The organism is Streptomyces sp. NPDC107575 (genome assembly GCF_055657265.1).
Genome location: NZ_JBVKBG010000001.1, coordinates 1,159,031 through 1,178,649, shown reverse-complemented (window position 1 = coordinate 1,178,649; position 19,619 = coordinate 1,159,031). Strand labels below are relative to the sequence as shown.

The window sequence follows — 19,619 nt, the reverse complement described above, 5'->3', positions numbered from 1 at the left end:
CCAGGTGCGGAGGGGCCGGTTTCGCGAGGGTGTCGGGGCTCAGGCGGCGCAGCCGCACTGCCCGCAACACCCCAGCCAGCGGCGCAGGGTGGCGTGCACGGCGTCCGGGAGCGAGCTGAGCTGCTCGATCGCCTCCGTGTCGCCCGGCGAGGGCGCGACGCCCGACGCGGTGAGCACCGCGTGCAGTTCGAGGCGCCGCATGTCCTTGGGGTCCACCCGGGAGGGCAGGCGGTCCGCCGGGTTCGGCGGGGCCAGCAGCCAGTCGTCGGCCCAGTCGATGGCGCGGATCTGCTCTTCGTCCAGCCCGGTCGCGATGGTGTGCATGCCGGCCTCCTTCGTGGCGTACGCCGTTGTCTCGAAGGCAGAGAGCGATCGAGGCCGCGCGCCGGTTGCGGAAGGACCGCAGGATCACACGAAGGGCGCAATGCGCGGCTTATCACGCATTTCCGGCCTCCTCCGCCGGGCCTCCCTCGTCGAGGAAGAGCTCCAACTCCCGGTCCATCGCGCCCTGGTCGGCCTCCGTCCCGAACGGCACGAGGGCATGACTGCGCTCCAGGTACGTGAGCAGCGCACGGTGCCCCATCACGAAGCGGACCAGTTCCCCGGCTCGCGCGCCGCGGACCTCGATCTCCACGCTCAGCGGCTCGCCCTCGTGCGCCACGGGCCGCACCGTGACGTCACCGATGCCCGCCGTGCCGGTGAGCCCGGCCGAGAGCAGGTCGCGGGACAGCGCCCAACTCCCGCCGCGCGCATGCCCTCCGGGCAGGACGACACGGACGACCAGGGGGTCGTCCGCGCAGTACCGCAACTCGACCTCGCACGCGAGTCGTTCGCCGTCCGGGTAGGCGAGAACTCCCGCAGCCAGCGCCTCCAGGCGCCCGTACGTGTGCCGTTCGTCAGGGCTCACCCTGACCCACCTCATCCCTGCTGTCGCACCTGTGCGGGAGTTCTCGTCACTCCTTGCCCCGCTCCCGGCGGCACCGCCCGGTACGTGGGGTCGCCCGGCCCATCACCACTCCCGCCGGACTGTGCTGTCATGCCATCGCCCGACAAGGGCGACATTCCAAACCGTAGGCCAAGGGGCATACACCGAGTGGCATATGCGCGAATGGCCCAACGGCCTTCACAACCAGTTCGACGCGAGGGGCTCACATCGCAGAAACGTTCGACTGCGCCGCTCCCCCGCGACGCCGCTCAGACGTCGTCCTCCGCCCCGGGCAGATGGGTGTCCCCGTCCGACCAGTGGTTGATCCAGCCACATGCGCCGCACGCGTAACGACCGTTGATGCCCGCCACCACGGTCCCGCAGCCACCGCACTGCTTCTCGGTGACCTGCTGCCCGGAGAGGAAGGCGGCAGCGGCCACTGCCGTCTCCACGTTCTGGTCATGCGACACGTCCATGAGCCGCCCCTACCCAGCCCGTCACGGCTCAACATCCCTGGGGCACATTCTGTTCGGTACGACTTACCGTCCGGTATACGTGAACGGCGCACGCGTCCACGATCGCGCGTCCACTGTCGAGCCCTGGGAGGCCCCATGCCCACGTCCGCCCGGATCCAAGCCGGATCCGTCGTCGAGGACTTCACGCTGCCCGACGAGACGGGGGCGCCCACCACGCTGTCGTCCCTGCTCGCCGAGGGGCCGGTCGTGCTCTTCTTCTACCCGGCCGCGCTCACCCCCGGCTGCACCGCGGAGGCCTGCCACTTCCGGGATCTGGCGGCCGAGTTCGCGGCGGTCGGCGCTCGCCCGGTGGGGATCAGCTCCGACGCCGTCGAACGCCAGCGGGAGTTCACTCAGCGGCACACCCTCGGGTTTCCGCTGCTTTCGGACCCGGAGGGCGAGGTGCGCGGCCGCTTCGGGGTGGCGCGCGGTTTCGGGCCGCTGCATACCAAGCGCGCCACGTTCGTGATCGGCACCGACCGGCAGGTGCTCGAGGTGGTCCGCAGCGAGTTCAGGATGAGCGCGCATGCGGACCGGGCCCTCGAGGTGCTGCGTACGAAGGCGGGCTGAGGCCGCCCTACCGCCGTCCGCGCACCAGCAGATACACGAAGTACGGCGTGCCGACGACGGCCGTCATCAGGCCCGCGCCCAGCTGGGCCGGGGCGATGACGGCACGGCCCAGCAGGTCCGCGACGCAGACGAGGGCCGCGCCCAGGAGCATCGCGACCGGTACGACCCGCACGTGCTTGCGCCCCACCAGGGCGCGGGCCGCGTGCGGCGCCACGAGACCGACGAACCCGATCGTGCCCGCGGCGGCGACCGCCGTGGCGCTGAGCAGCACGCTGAGCACCAGGAAGCCGAGGCGTCCGCGTGCCAGGTCGAGGCCGAGGAGGCGGGGCGTGTCCGCGTCGAGGGAGACGAGGTCGAGCTCCTTGCGCCGGGCGACCGCGATGACGGCGGCGACGACGAGCACGGCCGCGACCGGCAGCACGTCCGGGAAACTGCGCCCGTAGGTCGAACCGGAGAGCCACACCAGGGCCTTGGTCGCGCTGAACCGGTCGGTGAGCACGATCAGGAGGCTGATCAGGGCCGCCGTCCCCGACGCGGTGCCGACGCCGACCAGGACGAGCCGGCTCTGCTGGAATCCGCCCTTGGCCGCGAGTCCGAACACGACGGCGGAGGTGACGGCGGCGCCCGCGAACGCCGCGCCGGCGATGCTCCACGAGCCCGCGCCGGGCACCGTGGTGACCAGCAGCACGGCGCCGAGCGCGGCGCCGCCGGAGACCCCGAGCACACCGGGTTCGGCCAGCGGGTTGCGGGTCACGGACTGCACGAGCGTGCCGGACAGGGCGAGCGCCGCGCCCGCGCACAGAGCGGCGAGGACGCGCGGCACCCGGGTGTCCAGGACGAACGTGATGGCCTGACCGGCCTGCCCGCCCGCCCAGTTGGCGACGTCGCCGAGGAGCAGCGTGCTGTCGCCGAGGAGGACCCCCGCGACGGCCGTGCCGATCAGCACCGCCGCCAGGGCCGCCACGGTGACCGCGAAGACCTTGCGGCTCGGGATGCGCATCCGGTCAGGCGGCGCGGCGGCGTCCCCGTCCCGAAGCCGCAGCGCCATCACGACGAGGAACACCGCGCCGACGACGCTGGTGACCACGCCCGTCGGCACCGTGACCGCCACCTGGGCGGAGGTCACGGCGCGCAGCAACAGGTCGGAACCGAGCACGAGCGCGGCGCCGACGAGGCCCGCGACGGGGATGCGCAGCCGGTGCCGTACGAGCGAACGCACGCGGCGGGCCACCGGCCTGACCAGCGCGGGGGCGCACAGGCCGACGAAGCCGATCGGCCCGCACAGGGTGACCGCGGCCGCCGAGAGCAGCGCCGCGAGCACGACGGCGGTGACGCGGGTGCCGCGCACCGGGATGCCGAGGCCGCGCGCCGCGTCGTCCCCGAGGGTCAGCCCGTCGACGCGGCGGGCGAGCAGCACGAGGCCGATGAGCGCGGCGACCACGACGGGCGCCATGCGGGCCACTCCGGCGAAACCGTTGTGGGCGATGCTGCCCTGGTTCCACTGGTAGAGGCCCTCGGTCTGTTCGGGGAAGAGCAGGATCAGCGACTCGGTGACGGCGTTGAGGCCGAGGGCGAGGGCGCTGCCCGCGAGCACCAGGCGGACCGTGGTGGCGGCGCGTCCGGCGAGCCCGAGCACGACGGCGGCCGCGGCGAGTCCGCCGACGAAGGCGACCGCGGAGGACGCGAACACGGAGGCGGTCGCGCCGGTGGCCGCGAGCACCCCGAGCGCGAGGTACGAACCGGCGTTGACGGCGAGGGTGTCGGGCGAGGCGAGCACGTTGCGGCTGACCGCCTGCAGCACGGCACCCGCCGCGCCGAGCGCCACGCCGACGAGCAGCCCGGCCACCATGCGCGGCAGCCGGGAGGCGACGACGACGGAGGCGTCGCCCGCCTCGGCCTGCCCGGTGAGGGCCTGCCACACCTGGCGGGCGCCGACGTCGGCCGTGCCGTAGGTGATGTCGACGACGGCGAGCACGGCGACGAGCAGCGCGAGCCCGGCCGTCACCCCGACGGCGCCGACGGACGGCGCCGCCAGGGTGCGAGGAGGTGCGGTGACGGCCACGTGCCTACTTCTTCGTCAGGGCGGCGACGACGCCGTCGATGTACTGCTCCATCGACTTCGGCCCGCCGAACAGCCAGGTGCCGTCGGGCAGTCGGTGCACGTCGCCGGACTTCACGAAGGGCAGCGACTTCCACACGGAGTTGTCGGCGAGGTCCTTGGTGAAGACGTCGGAGCCGCCGGCCTTCTTGTTGCCGATGTACGTGAACCGCACGTCGTCGCCGAGCCCGGTGAGGCCCTCGACGTCGGTGGTGGCGAGGCCGTAGTCCTTGTCGCCCTTGACCTTCCAGGCGTTCTTCAGGCCGAGGTCCTCGTTGACGGCGCCGAGCAGGGAGTTGCCGGTGAAGGCGCGCACGGAGACCTGGTTGGAGGCGGAGTAGCCGTCGGCGGTCGCTATCTTCGAGCCGTCCGCGCCCGCGTCCTTCAGGGCCTTCTTGCCCTCGGCGAGCTTGGCCTCGTACGCCTTCTTGGCGTCCTTCGCCTCGTCCTCCTTGCCGGTGGCCTTCGCGAGGGTGTCGAGGGTGTCGAACATCGTGCCGACCTGGTCGGCGCCGTCGGCCGACTTCACCTGGAGGACCGGGGCGATCTTCTTCATCTGCTTGACCGCGGACGCCGACAGGTCGGTGGTCGCGACGATCAGGTCGGGGGTGAGGCCCGCGATGCTGTCCATGCTGGGCTCGCCCCGGGTGCCGATGTCCTTGGGCGCGTTGGTGAGCGGCGCGGCGGTGTCCCAGGCCTTGTAGCCCTTGACGTCGGCGACGCCCGCGGGGTCGACGCCGAGTGTGACGAGGGACTCGACGACGTTCCACTCGGTGCCGACGACCTTGGTGGCCGGCCCGTCGAGGGTGACCTTGGAGCCGTTGGCGCCGGTCAGGGTGATCGGCGCGGCCTTGCGGTCGGGGTCGGTCTGCGCGGGCTCGGAGCTGCCGCAGGCGGACAGGACGAGGGCCGCGGCGGCAGCGCCTGCCGCGATGATCATGGGGCGTCTCATGAGGTGCTCTGGAGCCTTTCGCTTCTGCTGTGGTGACGGCCCATCGCGCGGGTGCGCAGCCGTCCGGTGAAGGGGTCGGTGTCGACGTCGACGCGGATGCCGTACGTCTCGGTGAGGCGCTCGGAGCGCAGGACGTCCTCGGGGGCGCCGTCGGCGATGACGCGGCCCTCGCTGAGCAGCGCGATCCGGTCGGCGACGGCGGCGGCCTGGTCGAGGTCGTGCAGGACGACGCCGACGGCGATCCCGCCGTCGTCCGCCAGGTCCCGCATGAGGTCGAGGAGTTCGATCTGGTAGCGCAGGTCGAGGTAGGTGGTCGGCTCGTCGAGGAGGAGCACGCCGGTCTGCTGGGCGAGGCAGCTCGCCAGCCACACGCGCTGCAGCTGTCCGCCGGAGAGCTGGTCGACGCCGCGGTCGGCGAGCGCCTCGACGCCGGTCATGGCCAGGACCCGGGCGACGACCTCGGCGCCGTCGGCATCGGCCTGTCCCCACCGTCCCCGGTAGGGATAGCGGCCGAACTCGACGACGTCGCGCACAGTGAGCCCGCCCGGGGTGGGCCTGCTCTGGGTCAACAGCGCGACCCGGCGGGCGAACTGACGGGCGGTGAGGTCGAAGCCGTCGGCGGCGTCGGCCGTGCCCGCGTCGAGGCTCAGCGTGCCGTGCCGGGGCTTCTGCAGCCGGGCGACGGTCCGCAGCAGCGTCGACTTGCCGCTGCCGTTGGGACCGACGAGGGCGGTCACTTCGCCGGGCTTGAGGACGAGGGCCGCGTCGTGCACGACGTCGACTCCGTCGTACGACACGGTCACGTGCTCCGCCGACAGTTCGTGACCGCGCGGACGAGGGGCGCTACCTGCGCGTTCACCAGATCTCACGAGCCGAAGGTTAGCCTAACCTTACCTTTCGGGGAACCCCGGGGCCGTCCCCTGCTCGGCGCCGATCAGGAATGGATCTCGCATGCGGGGTAGTCCGACAGTGCAGCTCAACCGCTCGCAGCCCGAAGGGAGACACGCACCATGGCTCTGCGGAGCAACCCGAAGTACACCGTCCCCGGCCTCGACGTATCCGAGGCGGGCGAGCTCATCGACATCCTGCAGCTGCGCCTGCACGCCCTCAACGATCTGCACCTCACGCTCAAGCACATCCACTGGAACGTCGTGGGACCGCACTTCATCGCCGTGCACGAGATGATCGACCCGCAGGTCGAGAAGGTCCGTGCGATGGCGGACGAGGTCGCGGAGCGCGCGGCGGCGCTCGGCGGCGTCAGCCACGGCACGCCCGGAGTGCTCGTCGCCGCGCGGACCTGGGAGGACTACAGCGTCGGCCGGGCGGACGCCATCGCCCACCTCGGCGCGCTGGACGTCGTCTACACCGGCCTCGTCGAGGACGTCCGCAAGGCGGTCGACCAGACCGGCGCCATCGACCTGGCCACCCAGGACCTGCTGATCGGACAGCTGCGGGAGCTGGAGAAGTTCCAGTGGTTCGTCCGCGCCCACCTGGAGACGGCGGGCGGCGCCCTGCGCACCGGTGACGCCGACACCGAGACGGAGGCGGCACACCAGGCCGTACGGTGAGGTCCACGGACCCGATCGTGTGACTGCGCCCCGCCGGTGCGCCGTGCGCGCCACCGCGTGTGCCTACCGTGGGAGTTCGTCAATTGTTGAGCCGACGCGGCACAGCGCCGCGTCGGCCGTGAGGAGCCCTCATGTCCGACGAAGAGCCGCAGCGCACACGGAAGTTGGGCGTCGAGATGCGACAGGTGTCGCTGGACGACGGCAGTGTGATGACGATCGTGTGCGACGCGGGACTGTCCGAGGCCGACGTGCGCTCCCGGGCGACACGGATCGCGGAGGACAACCGGCGGCAGTAGCGGGCCCGGGCCTCTTTGCCCGAGAGGCAAGCGAAATGCCAGGGCTTCAACATTTTGTTTATGATCACCGGGTCCCCGCTCCCCCTGCCCGGAGATCGCATGTCCACGCCCCCGTCCGCCGTCCCCCGCCCTCACCCCCTGCACGCGCTGCGGGCCACCGTCTTCGCGATCGGCGCCCTGCTCGTGCTCGTCGGTGTCGGTGTGCTGCTGCGGCAGCCGCTCCTGATACCCCCGCTCGCCGCGAGCGCGGCCCTGGTGCACGGCGCGCCCGGGCTGCCGATCTCGCAGCCGCGCAACCTCGTCGGGGGCCAGCTGATCTCGGCGGCCATCGGCTTCGCGACGCTCGCGGTGACGGGGAGCAACGGATGGGGTGCGGCGGTCGCCGCGGGCCTCTCGCTGGGCGCGATGATGCTCACCCATCTCTCCCACTCCCCCGCGGCCGCCACGGCCGTGATCGTCGTGCTGCAGGCCCCGCACCCGGTGCCCTTCCTCTCCCTGCTCGCGCTCGGCACCGCGCTGCTGGTCCTGATCGGGCTGCTGCCGGCCAGGATCGGCGGACACCCGGTCCGATACCCATTGAGCTGGTGAGCGGGCGTCGGCAGCTGTTAGTGTTCTTGGACCTTTCGCGTCTTGAGGAGAATGAACATGGCGGTGGACGACGACATCTCCGGGTGATCACCCGGCTCTGACAGGCCAGCGGCCGATGCGCGGATGCATCGCCGGTGTGGCCTCACAGTCGTCCCCCTTTCCTGTTCCGGGCTGCCGTGTCGGCGTGCCCGTATCCCACGCGAGGTCTCTTCCGTGTCCGACGCTTCCGTCGTCTGCTCGAACCTGTCCTTCTCCTGGCCCGACGACACCCCGGTGTTCGACGGCCTGTCCTTCTCCGTGCCGTCCGGCCGCACCGGGCTCGTGGCTCCTAACGGCGCGGGCAAGAGCACGCTGCTCAAGCTGATCGCCGGTGAGCTGAGGCCCACCGGCGGCTCGGTGACCGTGCACGGTGTGCTCGGCCATCTCCCCCAGAACCTGCCGCTGGCCGGCTCGCTCACCGTGGCCGAGGTGCTCGGCGTCGCCGAGATCGTCCGGGCCCTCGACGCCGTCGAGTCGGGCGACGTGAGCGAGGAGCACTTCACCGTCATCGGCGACGACTGGGACATCGAGGAGCGCACCCGCGCCGAGCTCGACTCCCTGGGGCTCGGCGCCCTGGATCTCGACCGCCGCCTCGACACGCTCAGCGGCGGCCAGATCGTCTCGCTCGGCCTTGCCGCGCAGCTGCTGCGCCGCCCCGACGTACTGCTCCTCGACGAGCCCACCAACAACCTCGACCTCGACGCCCGGCGCCACCTGTACGACGTGCTGGAGCGCTGGAACGGCTGCCTGCTCCTGGTCAGCCACGACCGCGCGCTCCTGGACCGCATGGAGCGGATCGCCGAGCTGCACCACGGTGAACTGCGCTGGTACGGAGGCAACTTCACCGCGTACGAGGAGGCGGTGAGCGCGGAGCAGGAGGTCGCCGAGAAGAACGTCCGCAACGCCGAGCAGGAGGTGAAGCGCGAGAAGCGGGAGATGCAGCAGGCCCGCGAGCGCGCCGAACGCCGCGCGAGCAACGCCGCGCGCAACCTGAAGAGCGCCGGCCTGCCCAAGATTTTCGCCGGGACCATGAAGCGGGGCGCCCAGGAGTCCGCGGGCCGCGCCGGGCAGACGCACGCGGCCCGTGTCGGCGACGCGAAGGCGCGGCTCGACGAGGCGGAGCGCGCGGTGCGCGACGATCCGCGCCTCGTCCTCGACCTGCCCGACACCAAGGTGCCCGCGGGACGCACCCTCGTCCTCGCCGAGCACGCCCAGGTCCGCCGGGGCGAGCAGGATCTGTTCGCCGCCGACGGCATCGACTTCGCGGTGCGCGGCCCCGAGCGGATCGCGCTGACGGGTCCCAACGGGGCGGGAAAGACCACCCTGTTGCGGCTCGTGAGCGGTGATCTCCAGCCGAGCGGCGGCAGCGTGAAGCGGGCCGAAGGACGGATCGCCTATCTGTCGCAGCGCCTGGACCTGCTCGACCCCGAGCGCACCGTCGCGGAGAACTTCGCCGCGTTCGCACCGGCGCGCCCCGAGGCGGAGCGGATGAATCTGCTGGCCCGGTTCCTGTTCCGCGGCCCGCGCGCCCATCTGCCGGTCGGCGTCCTGTCCGGCGGGGAACTGCTGCGGGCCACCCTGGCCTGCGTGCTGTGCGCGGAGCCGGCTCCGCAGCTGCTGCTCCTCGACGAGCCGACGAACAACCTCGACCTGGTCGGCGTCGGCCAGCTGGAGAGCGCGCTCGCCTCGTACGAGGGCGCGTTCATGGTGGTCAGCCACGACGAGCGGTTCCTGGCACGGATCGGGGTGGAGCGCGGGCTGCGGCTCGCGGGCGGCGAGCTGACCGAGGTGGGGGCGCCCGAGATGTGATCCCCCGGCGTGACGACATGGCCCGCTCCGAGGCGTACGCCCGGCGGGCCCCACGGCTCCTCACGTCGAACGGAACACACCTCATGCCCCAGCCCGCCCTCATCGCCCACGACCTGACCCGCACCCTCGACAGCCGCCGCGTCCTCGACGGTGTGTCGCTCACCGCGGCGCCCGGCCGCCGCATCGGCCTGATCGGCGAGAACGGGGTCGGCAAATCGACCCTGCTGCGCCTGCTCGCCGGGGTCGACACCCCCGACTCCGGCAGCGTCGTACGGCCGCCCGACCTCGGCTTCCTGCAACAGGAGGCGCCCTACGACGCCGCGACCACGATCGCGGACGTGCTGGACGACGCGCTGCGCGAGACCCGCGCCGAACTCGCCGAGCTCGACCGGCTCGGCGAACGGCTCGCCGACACACCGGAGGACTCCGACACCCACACCGAACTGCTCGACGCCTACGGCCAGTTGCTGGAGAGCGCGCGGGAGCACGAGGCATGGGACGCGGACCGGCGCGCCGAGATCACGCTGGCCGGTCTCGGCCTCGGGGCGCTCGCGCACACCCGGACCCTCGGCTCGCTCTCCGGCGGCCAGCGCGGGCGCCTCGCGCTCGCCGCGCTTCTCGTACGCCGCCCCGCCGCACTGCTGCTCGACGAGCCGACGAACCATCTCGACGACGACGCGGCGCTGTTCGTGGAGGAACAGGTGCGGGCGCTGCCCGGCGTGGTGGTGCTCGCCAGCCACGACCGGGCGTTCCTCGAGGCCGTCTGCACGGATCTCGTCGACCTCGATCCGGCGGTGGACGGTCCCGTGCGGTTCGGCGGCACCTACAGCGGCTACCTCGCGCAGAAGCGGGCCGAGCGGGAGCGGTGGGAGCGGCGGTTCGCCGAGGAGCAGGAGGAGTTGGTGGCGCTGCGGCACGCGGCGGGTGTGTCGGCGCGCCGTGTCGCCCCGGACCGGGGTCCGCGCGACAACGAGAAGATGGGCTACGGCGTCCGCGCCAACCGGGTGCAGAGCCAGATCTCCCGCCGGGTCCGCAATGCCACCCGGCGCCTGGAGGAGCTGGAGCGCACCCAGGTCGCGGCGCCCCCGCCGCCGCTGCGCTTCCGGCCCGACCGGCTCGCCGACATGTCTTCCGACGACACCGACGACGGGCCGCTCGTGTCCCTGCGGGCGGTCCGGGTACCCGGACGGCTGGCACTGGACCGGCTCGACGTGACACCCGAGGACCGGCTCCTGGTCACCGGCGCCAACGGCAGTGGGAAGTCGACCCTGTTGGCGGTCCTGGCCGGGCGGTTGCCCGCGCGGGGCGAGACACGGCGGCGTACCGGACTGTCGGTGGGGATGCTCACCCAGGACTCCGTGTTCGAGCGGCCCGAGCTGACGGCCCGGGACACGTACACCCGGGAGCTCGGGTTCGCGCGGGCCGAGGCGGTGCCGCTGGCGGACCTCGGTCTGCTGGGCCCGGCCGACCTCGGCAAACCCGTGGGGCGCCTTTCGGTCGGCCAGCGGCGCCGGCTCGCGCTCGCGCTGCTCGTGGCGAACCCGCCGGAGCTGCTGCTGCTCGACGAGCCGACGAACCACCTGTCCCCCACGCTGTGCGACGAGTTGGAGGACGCGTTGGGCGCGGGCCCCGGCGCCGTCGTCGTCGCCTGCCACGACCGCTGGCTGCGCGAGCGCTGGAAGGGCCGCGAGATCCGCCTCGAAGCGGGCGCGGGCGACGGGTGACCGCGCGGGTCTACCAGCGGTTGCGGTGCACCACGTCCGCGACGGGCCTGCGGCGCACCGGGCCGAACCGGCCCAGCGGCCATCCGATCGGGATGGCGGCGAACGTCCGCATGTCGTCGGGGATGCCGAGCGCGGCCTTCCACTCGTCCTCCAGCATCAGGTGCCAGATGGTGATGTTGGCGGCGAGGCCGAGGCCGCGTGCGGCGAGCAGCAGGTTCTGTACGCCGGGGTAGACGCAGGAGCCCTCCGCGAGCGCGGCGAAGCGCTCCTGCGTGCTCGCCATGGTGGCGGCCGCCTCGGGGCCGAGCGCGGTGACGGAGGCGAGGAGTCCCTCCTCGTCGACGCGCGGCGGCGGGAACTGGTAGCAGGGGATGACGAGCGCCGGTGTCTCGGCGAAGTGGTCGCGCTGGTACTCGATGGCGGCGACCATCCGCGCGTACGCGGCCTCGTCCATGCCCTCGGGCGCGTGCTTGCCGGTGGTCGCCAAGTAGGCGTCCACACAGCGCCTCCACAACGGTTCCAATTCCGCCATGACTGCCGGATCGGTGACCACGACGTATTCGTAGCGCTGCATATTGCCGCCACTGGGCCCCCACACAGCCGCTTGAATCAGCCTTTCCAGTATTTCGTCGGGAACCGGTTCCGGGCGCAGCCGACGCATGGCGCGCATCGTGGACATGGTGCCGAACAGGGTTGTGTCGTCAGGGATTTGGGGTGTCTCGGTGTCTGTCGCCGTGTGAGTCATGATCGCGAGTGTAGGGGTGTCATTCGCGCCATAACACCCTCATCTTTCACCCATCCTTCGAGACGAAACACCCAGTTAACCCACGAGCCACCTTTGCAGAGTTAACCTGTCTATTGACCATCAGTTGACCTGACGTTGACGAGTTCTTGGCGAGAGAGGCGTGAGGGGGGAACATGTCCCGAGGTGGGAAGAAGCGCGCAGTGGTGGCCCTTCTGGTCGCCCTACTGCTCGCGCTTCCCCTGCCCGCGTCCGCACAGGCGTTCGCTCCCGCACACACCCCGGTCGTGACACCGGCCGAGGTGCGGGCGTGCAACGGCGAGGTGTCGGCGCCCCAGGGACCGGCCGAGGTGATCCGCGGCCGCGACCGGCACCGGGCGGCAGCACGCACGGGCCAACTCCCGTACCTGTGCGCCCAGTCACCGGCGCCCGAAGGCCCCTCCGCGCACGCGCACACCTCCTCCCGCGCCTCCCACACCCGCCCGGACAGATCCATCGACGAACTGTCAGCGGCGTCGCTCCAGGTGTTCCGCTGCTGACAGGCCCAGCTGTTCCGACCTGTCCTGCCCGTCCGACGCGCCATGCCGGCGCGCCAGGAGGAATCACCACACATGCAGCCCCTCATCGACAACGCCCGTACCTTCGGCTCGCGCCCTGAGGAGTTCGCCAGTCACGCCGACGGCCAGTCCCCGCAGGTGCTCTTCATCACCTGCTCCGACTCTCGCGTCGTGCCGGCCCTGATCACGGGCGCGCGCCCCGGTGAGCTGTTCGAGCTCCGCACCGCGGGCAACATCGTGCCCCCGTACACCAGCGGCAGCCCCAGCGGGGAGACCGCCACCATCGAGTACGCCGTGGAAGTCCTCGGCGTCCAGGACATCGTCGTGTGCGGTCACTCGCACTGCGGGGCGATCGGCGCGCTGGTGCGCGGCGACGACCTCGCGGCCGTGCCCGCCGTCCGCGACTGGCTCGCGCACGCCGCGGACGAACCGGGAGCGTGCGACCCGGCCGATGTCACGGTCTCCACGGCCGTCCAACAGCACGTCCTCGCCCAGCTGCTGCGGCTGCGCTCCTACCCGTGCGTGGAGCGCCGGCTCGCCGACGGCCGCCTCACCCTGCGCGGCTGGTACTACGAGGTGCACACCGGCGCCGTCCGCGAACACCGCGTCGACACCGACGCGTTCGAGACTCTGTGAGCGCCGCCATGACCGACACCACCCCCCACACCCCCACACCCCCGTCCACCTCCAAGTTCCCCCACCTCAAGGCGGACTTCACCGCCTCGCTCGTCGTGTTCCTGGTGGCACTGCCGCTGTGCGTCGGTGTCGCCGTCGCCTCCGGCGTGCCCGCCGAACTCGGCCTGATCACCGGCATCGTCGGCGGAATCGTCACGGGACTGATGCGCGGCAGCAGTCTCCAGGTGTCAGGACCGGCCGCCGGTCTCACCGTGCTCGTGTACGAAGCGGTGCGCGAGTTCGGCCTTCCCATACTCGGTGTCATCGTGCTGGCCACCGGCCTGCTGCAGATCCTCATGGGCGCGCTGAAGGTGGGCCGCTACTTCCGGGCCATCTCGGTGTCGGTCGTCGAGGGCATGCTCGCGGGCATCGGCCTGGTCCTGATCGCCGGTCAGATGTACTCGGTGCTCGACGCCAAGGCCCCGGAGTCGGGGCTCGGCAAGATCGCGGGCCTTCCGGAGGCGTTCTTCGACGCCCTCGGCAGCACCCGCGCGCTGGCCTCGCTCGCCCTGGGCGCCGGGACCGTCGCGATCCTGGTGTGCTGGAAGTACATGCCGCGCAAGGCCCGCGTCGTTCCTGGCCCGCTCACCGCGGTGGGTCTCGCGATGCTGGCGGCGTTCGTGTTCGACGCGCCTGTCGCCATGGTCGAGGTCAACGGCCTGCTCGGCTCGATCCAGCCGCCGCCCCTCGACGCGTTCGGTGAACTCGCTGCCGTCGGTGTGCTCGGCACGATCGTGGCGTTCACGCTCATCGCGTCCGCCGAGTCCCTGTTCAGCGCGGCGGCCGTGGACCGGATGCACGACGGTCCGCGCACCCAGTACGACAAGGAACTGCTCGCGCAGGGTGCGGGCAACGCGGTGTGCGGTGTGCTCGGCGCGCTGCCGATGACCGCGGTGATCGTGCGCAGTTCGGCCAATGTGCAGGCGGGCGCCAGGACCAAGGCGTCTCGCGTCATGCACGGCGTGTGGCTGCTGCTGTTCGCGGCGCTACTGCCCGCGCTGCTCGCCTACATCCCGATCCCGGCGCTCGCGGGTGTGCTCGTGCACGCCGGGGCGAAGCTGGTTCCCGTACGGGCACTGGCGCGGCTGTGGCGCGAGCATCGCGGTGAGGCGCTGATCCTGGTCGTCACCGCGGTGTCGATCGTGGCGGTCAGCATGTTCGAGGGCGTGCTCATCGGCCTCGCCCTGTCGGTGATCAAGACCGCCTGGGACGCCTCGCACGTGAAGCTGGAGGTCATAGACAAGGGCGCGGGCCCGATCCAGGCCCATCTGACGGGCAATGCCACCTTCCTGAAGCTGCCGAAGATCCTCGACAGCCTGGAGGCACTCCCGCAGAACCGGCCCGTGGAACTGAACCTGACCGGAGTCCACCACCTGGACCACGCGTGCCGCACGGCCCTGGAGAACTGGGCGGAACGGCACAGTTCGGCGGAGACGGAGCCGGTGAAGGTGACATCGGCCTGATCGGATCGAGACGCATCGGCCCCGACTCCCGTGTTCGGCACGGGAGTCGGGGCCTTCGTGTGTGTCAGTCGACCACCGCGGCGACCGCCTCGACCTCGACGAGCTGGTCCGTGTAGCCGAGCACGGTGACACCCATCAAGGTGCTCGGCACGTCGTGGTCGCCGAAGGCGTCACGCACCACCTGCCAGGCCGTGACCAGGTCCTCCTGCCGCGTCGACGCCACGAGGACGCGGGTGCTGATGACGTCCTCGAGGACCGCGCCGGCCGCGTCGAGGGCGACGCGCAGGTTCGCGACACACTGCGCCGCCTGACCCGCGTAGTCACCAACGGCGACGGTCGACCCGTCCTTCGCCAACGGGCAGGAACCGGCGAGGAAGACAAGCCGCGCCTCGGCCGGCGCGGTGGCCGCGTAGGCGTACTCCGCGACATCGGAGAGGGCCTCGGAACGGATCAGGGTGACTGCGCGGGGCACGGGGTTCCCTTCGGACGGGTGCGGTGGTGCGTCATCGTGCCACGGGCCCGCACCCGCCCGCGCGGTCATTTCTGCGACGGGAGCTCGGCACACGTGGAGCCTGCCGGTTCGCCCGACAGGCGGTCGGTGAGCCAGTTGATCGCTGGTCCCTGGTCGGTGAGCAGCGGCGCGAAGTGGTTGATCAGCGCGCGGCCGACATTGGGGATGTTCACCGGCTTGTACGTGACCTGGGCGCCGCGGCCGCACCAGTCGACGGCCAGCTGGCGTGCCTGGCCGTGCGGGACGAGGTTGTCGCTCACGCCCGTGGCGACGCGGACCGGGCTCTGCGGCTCGATGGCGCCGATGCGCTGCTGGGCGAGGAACTCCTGGAGGCGCGGTTCGGCCTTGATGATGTCCTCGAGGCTCTTGCCGTCCTTCGTCCAGGTCGAGCTCTTCTTGGACGAGTAGCCGAGGATGGCGTCGCCGACGCACGCCGTGGAGAGGTCCTTCAGGGCGGCCCTGCCCTTGTCGTTCAGGTGCTTGTCGGCGATCGCCCGAAGCTCCGGGTCGGACTGCAGGAAGCCGTTGAGCGACCAGCCGAGCGCGCCGACGAGGTCGGTGCCGTCGATGGCCTTGGTCGTCGCGGTCAGGTCGGCGGGCGGCGCACCCGCGTAGGTACCGGAGAGGGTGACGTCGGGCGCGTAGGTGGGCTGGAGTTCGGCGGCCGCGGCGGTGGCGCCGCCGCCCTGGCTGTAGCCGAAGAGGCCGACGCGCGAACCGGTGGTGACACTGGCGTCCTTGAGGGCGCGGGTCGCGCGCACGGCGTCGAGCACCGCGTGGGCCTCGTCGAGCCGGTTGACGTAGGTGTGCAGCCGGTCGGTGGTGCCCAGGCCGATGTAGTCGGTGACGACGACGGCGACGCCCTTGGCGAGGAGCCGGTAGATCGCCAGGTCCTCGTAACCGGCCACCAGCGTCTGCCCGTTGAACACGATCGGGTGCTCCAGACCCATCGACGCGGCGCACTGGTCGCCCTGCCCCTGCGTGCCGGGGGCGAGCGCCACGAGCGGGCGGGCGCCCGGGCCGCGCCACTTCGCGCTGGGCTCGATGTACGCGCCCGTGGACGCGGCGGGCTTCCCGTTGGAGTCGGTGGTCTTGTACATGATGCGGGTCGCCTTGCCGGGCAGCGGCCCGTTGAGGCCGGGCAGGCTGAGGGCGAGCGGGAGGCCCTCGCTGCGGATCAACGTTCCGTTGTCGCCGGGCAGTTCGGCGGGCGGGTTGTAGAACGCGGGGATGGTGACACCGCGCGAGACCGTGTCGCCCGAGGCGTCGGACCCGGTGGCGGCCGCTGCGGGTACGGCCTGGGCACCGACACACGCGGCGACCGTGACGGCGGCGGCCAGCAGGCGGGTGGGGGCGGCGGGCATGGCGAACCTCCGGTCTACGGGCGGGGGTTCACCCCCGCCTGGGCGGCTGTCGGCCGGAACTTCGGGCAGGCCGACGACGCGTTCGAGGCGGTCGTCCCACCGCCACCACGCGCCTTGGCGGACCGTATCCAGATCGGAGTTACCGCGGGTAGCACCAGGAAGGTTACGTTTCAGTAATTTAAGCCTGCACCTGCTGCAGCGACCGCCGCACCGGCCTCCACCTGCCGCCGAGCATCCGCGTTCCGGGCGTTGTCAGTGCCGTCTGCTTGAGTGTGGGTCGTGGGTCCGGCGCATCCGTCGGGCCGATCGAGCCGAGGGGGACGGCATGGCGGGCAACAGCGGCTGGGCGCGGATCGGTTGGCGGGACTGGCAGGATCTCGGCACCATCGTGCGGTGCCTCGACGCGGGCGCCGATCCGGATGTGTGGGGAGAGGACGGGCGGCCCCTGCACCGGGCGGTGCAGTTCGGGACGCCGGAGGTGGTGGCCGAGCTGGCCCGGCGGGTGGCGGACGTGGACGCACTGGAGGAGGGGACCACGGCGCTGTGGGATGCCGTGCTGGCGAACCGCCCGGAGGTCGCGCGGGTCCTCGCTGCCGCGGGCGCCGACCCGTGGCGGGTGCAGTGGGGCGGCTGGTCGGCGGGGCGCCTCGCGCTGGCCGGGCCGACGCCGGAGCTGTTTGCGCTGCCCGAGGGCGAGGCGGGGCTGAGCGAGAGCGAAGAAGCGGCCGGGCGCGAAGCCCGGCGGCTCATCGCCGCGCTCGGCCCCCTCAACCCCGACGGCACGGGCCTGGCGTGCGTGGCGGACATCGACGCCGAGGAGGCGCTGCGCCGCCTGGGCGCGACCGAGCTGACCGGGGACCGACTCGACGAGATCGACGGTGGTCCCGGCGCCTACGACCTCGGCAACAGCGCGCGGATCGTGGGCCTGACGACCGTGCCCGGCGGCTGCGTCGTCACACAGCCGTGGGGCTATGAGCCGCAGATGGACGAGGTACTGACCCGGCTGTCCGCGGGGACCTTCGGCTACGGGTACTACGGGAACCCGAAGAGCGGCGACCAGGGCACCGTCTACCGCGACGGAGCGGGCGAGGCCTGGGACCTGCACCCCGGTGGCGGCCCGTACGTCTGCGACAGCTACGCGGACGTGCTCAGCGCCTACCTGTACCACCTCAACCCCGTCGCGCACGCCTGCGCCTGCGCGGGGCTGCGCCTCACCGACGCCCGGGCCGTCGTCGGCCCGCCGGACCTGTGGGCGGAGCTGCCGCGGACCGCTCGAAGATGAGGCCGCCCGTGCGGCGGCCGGCCGTGCGGCGGCCGGGTCACGCCGCCGCGTCGCCGAGCCGCAGGACGTCGCGGACCGTGCGCACGACGCCGTTCTCGGTGTTGGCCGGGGCGCGCAGGCGGGCCCGGGCGAGGACGTCGGGGTGGGCGTTGGCCATGGCGTAGGACCAGTCGGCGGTGTCCAGCATCTCCAGGTCGTTGCGGTAGTCGCCGAAGACCATGGTCTGCGCGGGCGTGATGCCGAGGGCGTCCTGGAGCCTGCGGACGGCGGCGCCCTTGTTCGCGGCCGGGTTCATGACGTCGATCCAGTGGTGGCTGGAGACGACCACCTGGTGCGTGTCCGCGAGCGGGGCCAGGAGCGGGGCGGTGGTGTCCTGCGCGCTGCCGAAGTCGAAGAGCGCGACCTTGACGAACTCGTCCTCGACGGCGGTGGCGTCCTCGACGATCTCGTGGGCGGCGTAGTACGTGCGGACCTGCGCCATGAACGCCTCGTCGGAGCGCTCCACGTAGGCGGAGCGCTTCCCGCAGACGACGACGCCCGCGTCGACGCCGCCCTCGTGGACGAGCTCACGCATCGACTTCACGATCCACTCGACGACGGACGGCTCCAGCGGGTCGGAGCTGAGCTCGGCGCCGCCGCGCACGACGTACGCGCCGTTCTCCGCGACGTAGACCATGCCGCCGTCGTCCACGGCGCCGAACTGGGCGGCGAGGGTGGCGTACTGCCGGCCGCTGGCGGGGCAGAAGGCGATGCCGCGGTCGCCCAGTTCGGACAGGAGCGGCCAGAGCGAGTCCGGGATGTTTCCGTCGCCGTCCAGGAGCGTGCCGTCCATGTCGGTGACGACCAGGCGGATGTCGGGCGGGGTGGCGGCGGTCGGCCGGTGGTGCTGGACGTTCACGGTGGTTCCTGGTTCGGTGGTGCGGGTGTGCCGGGCGCCGCGGCACGGCCCCGCGGCGTAATGGCACCAGTGTATGGAGGGGGCTTACCCAGGGCTTTCCCGCCCTCCGGGGCTCCCCCGCCGCCCCCGCTCCGGGCGGGCACCACTCTTGATCATGCCCACGCCCGCGCCGTACGGTTCCGGCACACCCCGCGCGGGACCAACCCAACCAGGAGCAGGCAATGCCCCGATTCACGCTGGATGGCACCGTTTTGCGGTACGACGAGTTCGGCCCGGCGGACGGGGTCGTGGTCGTGCTGATCCACGGGCATCCGTTCAACCGGACCCTGTGGGCCCCGCAGGCGGAGGCGCTCGCGGCGGCCGGGTACCGGGTGCTCACGCCCGATCTGCGCGGGTACGGGGAGAGCGATGTCACTCCGGGGCAGGTGCTGCTCGCGCGGTTCGCGGACGATGCCGCCGCGCTCCTGGACGAGCTGGGGATCGACTCCGCCGTGGTCGGTGGTGTGTCGATGGGCGGCCAGATCGCCATGGAGTTCCAGCTGCGGCACCCGAAGCGCACCCGCGCCCTCGTCCTGTCCGACACCTCGGCGCCGCCCGAGTCGCCGGAGGGCAAGGTCTACCGCAACCGGCTCGCGGTGCGGCTCCTCGCCGAGGGCATGAGCGGGTACGCGGACGAGGTCATCGACAAGATGCTCGCGCGCTACAACGTGGCCGCGCTGCCGGAGGTCGCCGCCCATGTCCTCGGCATGATGCAGGTCACCGACCCGCGCGGCGCCGCGGCGGCGCTGCGCGGGCGGGCCGAGCGCCCCGACTACCGCGACAGCCTCGCGGCGGCGCGGGTTCCTGCGCTCGTCGTGGTCGGCGCGGACGACGCGTACACACCGGTCTCGGACGCCGAGGAGATCGTGAAGCTGGTACCGGACTCGGTGCTGCGCGTGATCGACGGCGCCGGGCACCTGCCGGGCGTGGAGCAGCCCGAGCTGTTCAACGCCGTGCTCCTGGAGTTCCTCCGCGACCGCTGTCCGACCGGGTAGGGGCGCGGT

The 19,619-nt window shown here is 72.1% G+C and carries 21 protein-coding genes; 11 read left to right on the top strand and 10 right to left on the bottom strand.

Going from position 1 to position 19,619, the window contains the following annotated elements:
• Nucleotides 1–39: 39 nt before the first annotated feature.
• From ACZ7L4_RS05520 to ACZ7L4_RS05510, 3 genes are all read right to left on the bottom strand, one after another.
• Entirely contained in the window at nucleotides 40–324 is a 285-nt protein-coding gene (locus tag ACZ7L4_RS05520) for a hypothetical protein (protein WP_472099919.1), read from the bottom strand.
• 112 nt (nucleotides 325–436) lie between these two features.
• The gene (locus ACZ7L4_RS05515; protein WP_472099917.1) at nucleotides 437–907 is read right to left on the bottom strand and encodes an SsgA family sporulation/cell division regulator; all 471 of its coding nucleotides are present in this window, start codon (nucleotides 905–907) and stop codon (nucleotides 437–439) included.
• Nucleotides 908–1,194: 287 nt separating this feature from the next.
• Nucleotides 1,195–1,401 carry a hypothetical protein gene (locus tag ACZ7L4_RS05510; RefSeq protein ID WP_306321985.1) on the bottom strand — a complete coding sequence of 69 codons (207 nt, stop codon included), beginning with the start codon at nucleotides 1,399–1,401 and terminating at the stop codon, nucleotides 1,195–1,197.
• A gap of 135 nt (nucleotides 1,402–1,536) precedes the next feature.
• On the opposite strand from ACZ7L4_RS05510, the gene ACZ7L4_RS05505 reads away from it, so the two are divergent.
• Nucleotides 1,537–2,010, top strand: coding sequence for a peroxiredoxin (locus ACZ7L4_RS05505; RefSeq protein WP_472099915.1), 474 nt, complete (start codon nucleotides 1,537–1,539; stop codon nucleotides 2,008–2,010).
• A 7-nt stretch (nucleotides 2,011–2,017) separates the two neighbouring features.
• Here the strand turns inward: ACZ7L4_RS05505 and ACZ7L4_RS05500 are convergent, their stop codons facing one another.
• From ACZ7L4_RS05500 to ACZ7L4_RS05490, 3 genes are read right to left on the bottom strand one after another with little or no spacing between them, the layout of a single operon-like run.
• A complete protein-coding gene (locus ACZ7L4_RS05500) occupies nucleotides 2,018–4,072 on the bottom strand; it encodes an iron ABC transporter permease (RefSeq protein ID WP_472099913.1) in 2,055 nt (684 codons plus the stop codon).
• A 4-nt stretch (nucleotides 4,073–4,076) separates the two neighbouring features.
• The gene (locus ACZ7L4_RS05495) at nucleotides 4,077–5,060 is read right to left on the bottom strand and encodes an ABC transporter substrate-binding protein (protein WP_472099912.1); all 984 of its coding nucleotides are present in this window, start codon (nucleotides 5,058–5,060) and stop codon (nucleotides 4,077–4,079) included.
• Nucleotides 5,057–5,929 carry an ABC transporter ATP-binding protein gene (locus tag ACZ7L4_RS05490; protein ID WP_472099910.1) on the bottom strand — a complete coding sequence of 291 codons (873 nt, stop codon included), beginning with the start codon at nucleotides 5,927–5,929 and terminating at the stop codon, nucleotides 5,057–5,059. Before ACZ7L4_RS05490 ends, ACZ7L4_RS05495 begins: the two co-directional genes overlap by 4 nt.
• A 141-nt stretch (nucleotides 5,930–6,070) precedes the next feature.
• Here ACZ7L4_RS05490 and ACZ7L4_RS05485 point away from each other — a divergent pair, with 141 nt between their 5' ends.
• From ACZ7L4_RS05485 to ACZ7L4_RS05465, 5 genes are all read left to right on the top strand, one after another.
• On the top strand, nucleotides 6,071–6,628 hold the full coding sequence (locus ACZ7L4_RS05485) for a Dps family protein (RefSeq protein ID WP_472099908.1): 558 nt from the start codon (nucleotides 6,071–6,073) through the stop codon (nucleotides 6,626–6,628).
• Between the two features lie 131 nt (nucleotides 6,629–6,759).
• Nucleotides 6,760–6,924 (top strand): hypothetical protein, encoded by a 165-nt coding sequence (locus ACZ7L4_RS05480; protein ID WP_385761637.1) that lies wholly within the window; start codon nucleotides 6,760–6,762, stop codon nucleotides 6,922–6,924.
• A gap of 99 nt (nucleotides 6,925–7,023) precedes the next feature.
• Nucleotides 7,024–7,512 carry an HPP family protein gene (locus ACZ7L4_RS05475; RefSeq protein WP_385761635.1) on the top strand — a complete coding sequence of 163 codons (489 nt, stop codon included), beginning with the start codon at nucleotides 7,024–7,026 and terminating at the stop codon, nucleotides 7,510–7,512.
• Nucleotides 7,513–7,725: 213 nt separating this feature from the next.
• Complete coding sequence (abc-f, locus tag ACZ7L4_RS05470; protein ID WP_472099906.1) at nucleotides 7,726–9,360, top strand: ribosomal protection-like ABC-F family protein; 1,635 nt, start codon at nucleotides 7,726–7,728, stop codon at nucleotides 9,358–9,360.
• Between the two features lie 83 nt (nucleotides 9,361–9,443).
• A complete protein-coding gene (locus tag ACZ7L4_RS05465; protein ID WP_472099905.1) occupies nucleotides 9,444–11,084 on the top strand; it encodes an ABC-F family ATP-binding cassette domain-containing protein in 1,641 nt (546 codons plus the stop codon).
• Between the two features lie 10 nt (nucleotides 11,085–11,094).
• Here the strand turns inward: ACZ7L4_RS05465 and ACZ7L4_RS05460 are convergent, their stop codons facing one another.
• Nucleotides 11,095–11,829: a nitroreductase family protein gene (locus tag ACZ7L4_RS05460; protein WP_472099903.1), complete on the bottom strand. Its 735-nt coding sequence runs from the start codon at nucleotides 11,827–11,829 to the stop codon at nucleotides 11,095–11,097.
• A gap of 173 nt (nucleotides 11,830–12,002) precedes the next feature.
• Here ACZ7L4_RS05460 and ACZ7L4_RS05455 point away from each other — a divergent pair, with 173 nt between their 5' ends.
• The 3 genes from ACZ7L4_RS05455 (at nucleotide 12,003) to ACZ7L4_RS05445 (ending at nucleotide 14,521) form a co-directional block, all read left to right on the top strand.
• Nucleotides 12,003–12,365 (top strand): hypothetical protein, encoded by a 363-nt coding sequence (locus ACZ7L4_RS05455; protein WP_472099901.1) that lies wholly within the window; start codon nucleotides 12,003–12,005, stop codon nucleotides 12,363–12,365.
• A gap of 72 nt (nucleotides 12,366–12,437) precedes the next feature.
• Complete coding sequence (locus ACZ7L4_RS05450) at nucleotides 12,438–13,019, top strand: carbonic anhydrase (RefSeq protein ID WP_472099899.1); 582 nt, start codon at nucleotides 12,438–12,440, stop codon at nucleotides 13,017–13,019.
• Nucleotides 13,020–13,027: 8 nt separating this feature from the next.
• Nucleotides 13,028–14,521: a SulP family inorganic anion transporter gene (locus ACZ7L4_RS05445; protein WP_472099897.1), complete on the top strand. Its 1,494-nt coding sequence runs from the start codon at nucleotides 13,028–13,030 to the stop codon at nucleotides 14,519–14,521.
• 64 nt (nucleotides 14,522–14,585) lie between these two features.
• On the opposite strand, the gene ACZ7L4_RS05440 is transcribed toward ACZ7L4_RS05445, so the two are convergent.
• Together ACZ7L4_RS05440 and ACZ7L4_RS05435 are read right to left on the bottom strand one after the other, a co-directional pair.
• The gene (locus ACZ7L4_RS05440) at nucleotides 14,586–14,993 is read right to left on the bottom strand and encodes a RidA family protein (RefSeq protein ID WP_472099895.1); all 408 of its coding nucleotides are present in this window, start codon (nucleotides 14,991–14,993) and stop codon (nucleotides 14,586–14,588) included.
• A 65-nt stretch (nucleotides 14,994–15,058) separates the two neighbouring features.
• Nucleotides 15,059–16,396, bottom strand: a complete 1,338-nt coding sequence (locus tag ACZ7L4_RS05435; protein ID WP_472099894.1) for a lipase family protein — start codon at nucleotides 16,394–16,396, stop codon at nucleotides 15,059–15,061.
• A gap of 325 nt (nucleotides 16,397–16,721) precedes the next feature.
• Between ACZ7L4_RS05435 and ACZ7L4_RS05430 the strand changes: the two genes are divergently transcribed.
• Nucleotides 16,722–17,678 carry an ankyrin repeat domain-containing protein gene (locus ACZ7L4_RS05430; protein WP_472099892.1) on the top strand — a complete coding sequence of 319 codons (957 nt, stop codon included), beginning with the start codon at nucleotides 16,722–16,724 and terminating at the stop codon, nucleotides 17,676–17,678.
• Nucleotides 17,679–17,715: 37 nt separating this feature from the next.
• On the opposite strand, the gene ACZ7L4_RS05425 is transcribed toward ACZ7L4_RS05430, so the two are convergent.
• Entirely contained in the window at nucleotides 17,716–18,576 is an 861-nt protein-coding gene (locus tag ACZ7L4_RS05425) for a Cof-type HAD-IIB family hydrolase (protein ID WP_472099891.1), read from the bottom strand.
• 221 nt (nucleotides 18,577–18,797) lie between these two features.
• On the opposite strand from ACZ7L4_RS05425, the gene ACZ7L4_RS05420 reads away from it, so the two are divergent.
• Nucleotides 18,798–19,610 carry an alpha/beta fold hydrolase gene (locus ACZ7L4_RS05420; RefSeq protein WP_472099889.1) on the top strand — a complete coding sequence of 271 codons (813 nt, stop codon included), beginning with the start codon at nucleotides 18,798–18,800 and terminating at the stop codon, nucleotides 19,608–19,610.
• Nucleotides 19,611–19,619 lie beyond the last annotated feature (9 nt).

Excerpts from the sequence above, each read along its gene's own strand:
- ACZ7L4_RS05480 (WP_385761637.1), top strand. The coding sequence starts at position 6,760 with ATGTCCGACGAAGAGCCGCAGCGCACACGGAAGTTGGGCGTCGAGATG.
- ACZ7L4_RS05430 (WP_472099892.1), top strand. The coding sequence starts at position 16,722 with ATGGCGGGCAACAGCGGCTGGGCGCGGATCGGTTGGCGGGACTGGCAG.
- ACZ7L4_RS05420 (WP_472099889.1), top strand. The coding sequence starts at position 18,798 with ATGCCCCGATTCACGCTGGATGGCACCGTTTTGCGGTACGACGAGTTC.
- ACZ7L4_RS05495 (WP_472099912.1), bottom strand. The coding sequence starts at position 5,060 with ATGAGACGCCCCATGATCATCGCGGCAGGCGCTGCCGCCGCGGCCCTC.
- ACZ7L4_RS05465 (WP_472099905.1), top strand. The coding sequence starts at position 9,444 with ATGCCCCAGCCCGCCCTCATCGCCCACGACCTGACCCGCACCCTCGAC.
- ACZ7L4_RS05505 (WP_472099915.1), top strand. The coding sequence starts at position 1,537 with ATGCCCACGTCCGCCCGGATCCAAGCCGGATCCGTCGTCGAGGACTTC.
- ACZ7L4_RS05475 (WP_385761635.1), top strand. The coding sequence starts at position 7,024 with ATGTCCACGCCCCCGTCCGCCGTCCCCCGCCCTCACCCCCTGCACGCG.
- ACZ7L4_RS05455 (WP_472099901.1), top strand. The coding sequence starts at position 12,003 with ATGTCCCGAGGTGGGAAGAAGCGCGCAGTGGTGGCCCTTCTGGTCGCC.
- ACZ7L4_RS05485 (WP_472099908.1), top strand. The coding sequence starts at position 6,071 with ATGGCTCTGCGGAGCAACCCGAAGTACACCGTCCCCGGCCTCGACGTA.
- ACZ7L4_RS05510 (WP_306321985.1), bottom strand. The coding sequence starts at position 1,401 with ATGGACGTGTCGCATGACCAGAACGTGGAGACGGCAGTGGCCGCTGCC.
- ACZ7L4_RS05445 (WP_472099897.1), top strand. The coding sequence starts at position 13,028 with ATGACCGACACCACCCCCCACACCCCCACACCCCCGTCCACCTCCAAG.
- ACZ7L4_RS05520 (WP_472099919.1), bottom strand. The coding sequence starts at position 324 with ATGCACACCATCGCGACCGGGCTGGACGAAGAGCAGATCCGCGCCATC.
- ACZ7L4_RS05460 (WP_472099903.1), bottom strand. The coding sequence starts at position 11,829 with ATGACTCACACGGCGACAGACACCGAGACACCCCAAATCCCTGACGAC.
- ACZ7L4_RS05435 (WP_472099894.1), bottom strand. The coding sequence starts at position 16,396 with ATGCCCGCCGCCCCCACCCGCCTGCTGGCCGCCGCCGTCACGGTCGCC.
- ACZ7L4_RS05450 (WP_472099899.1), top strand. The coding sequence starts at position 12,438 with ATGCAGCCCCTCATCGACAACGCCCGTACCTTCGGCTCGCGCCCTGAG.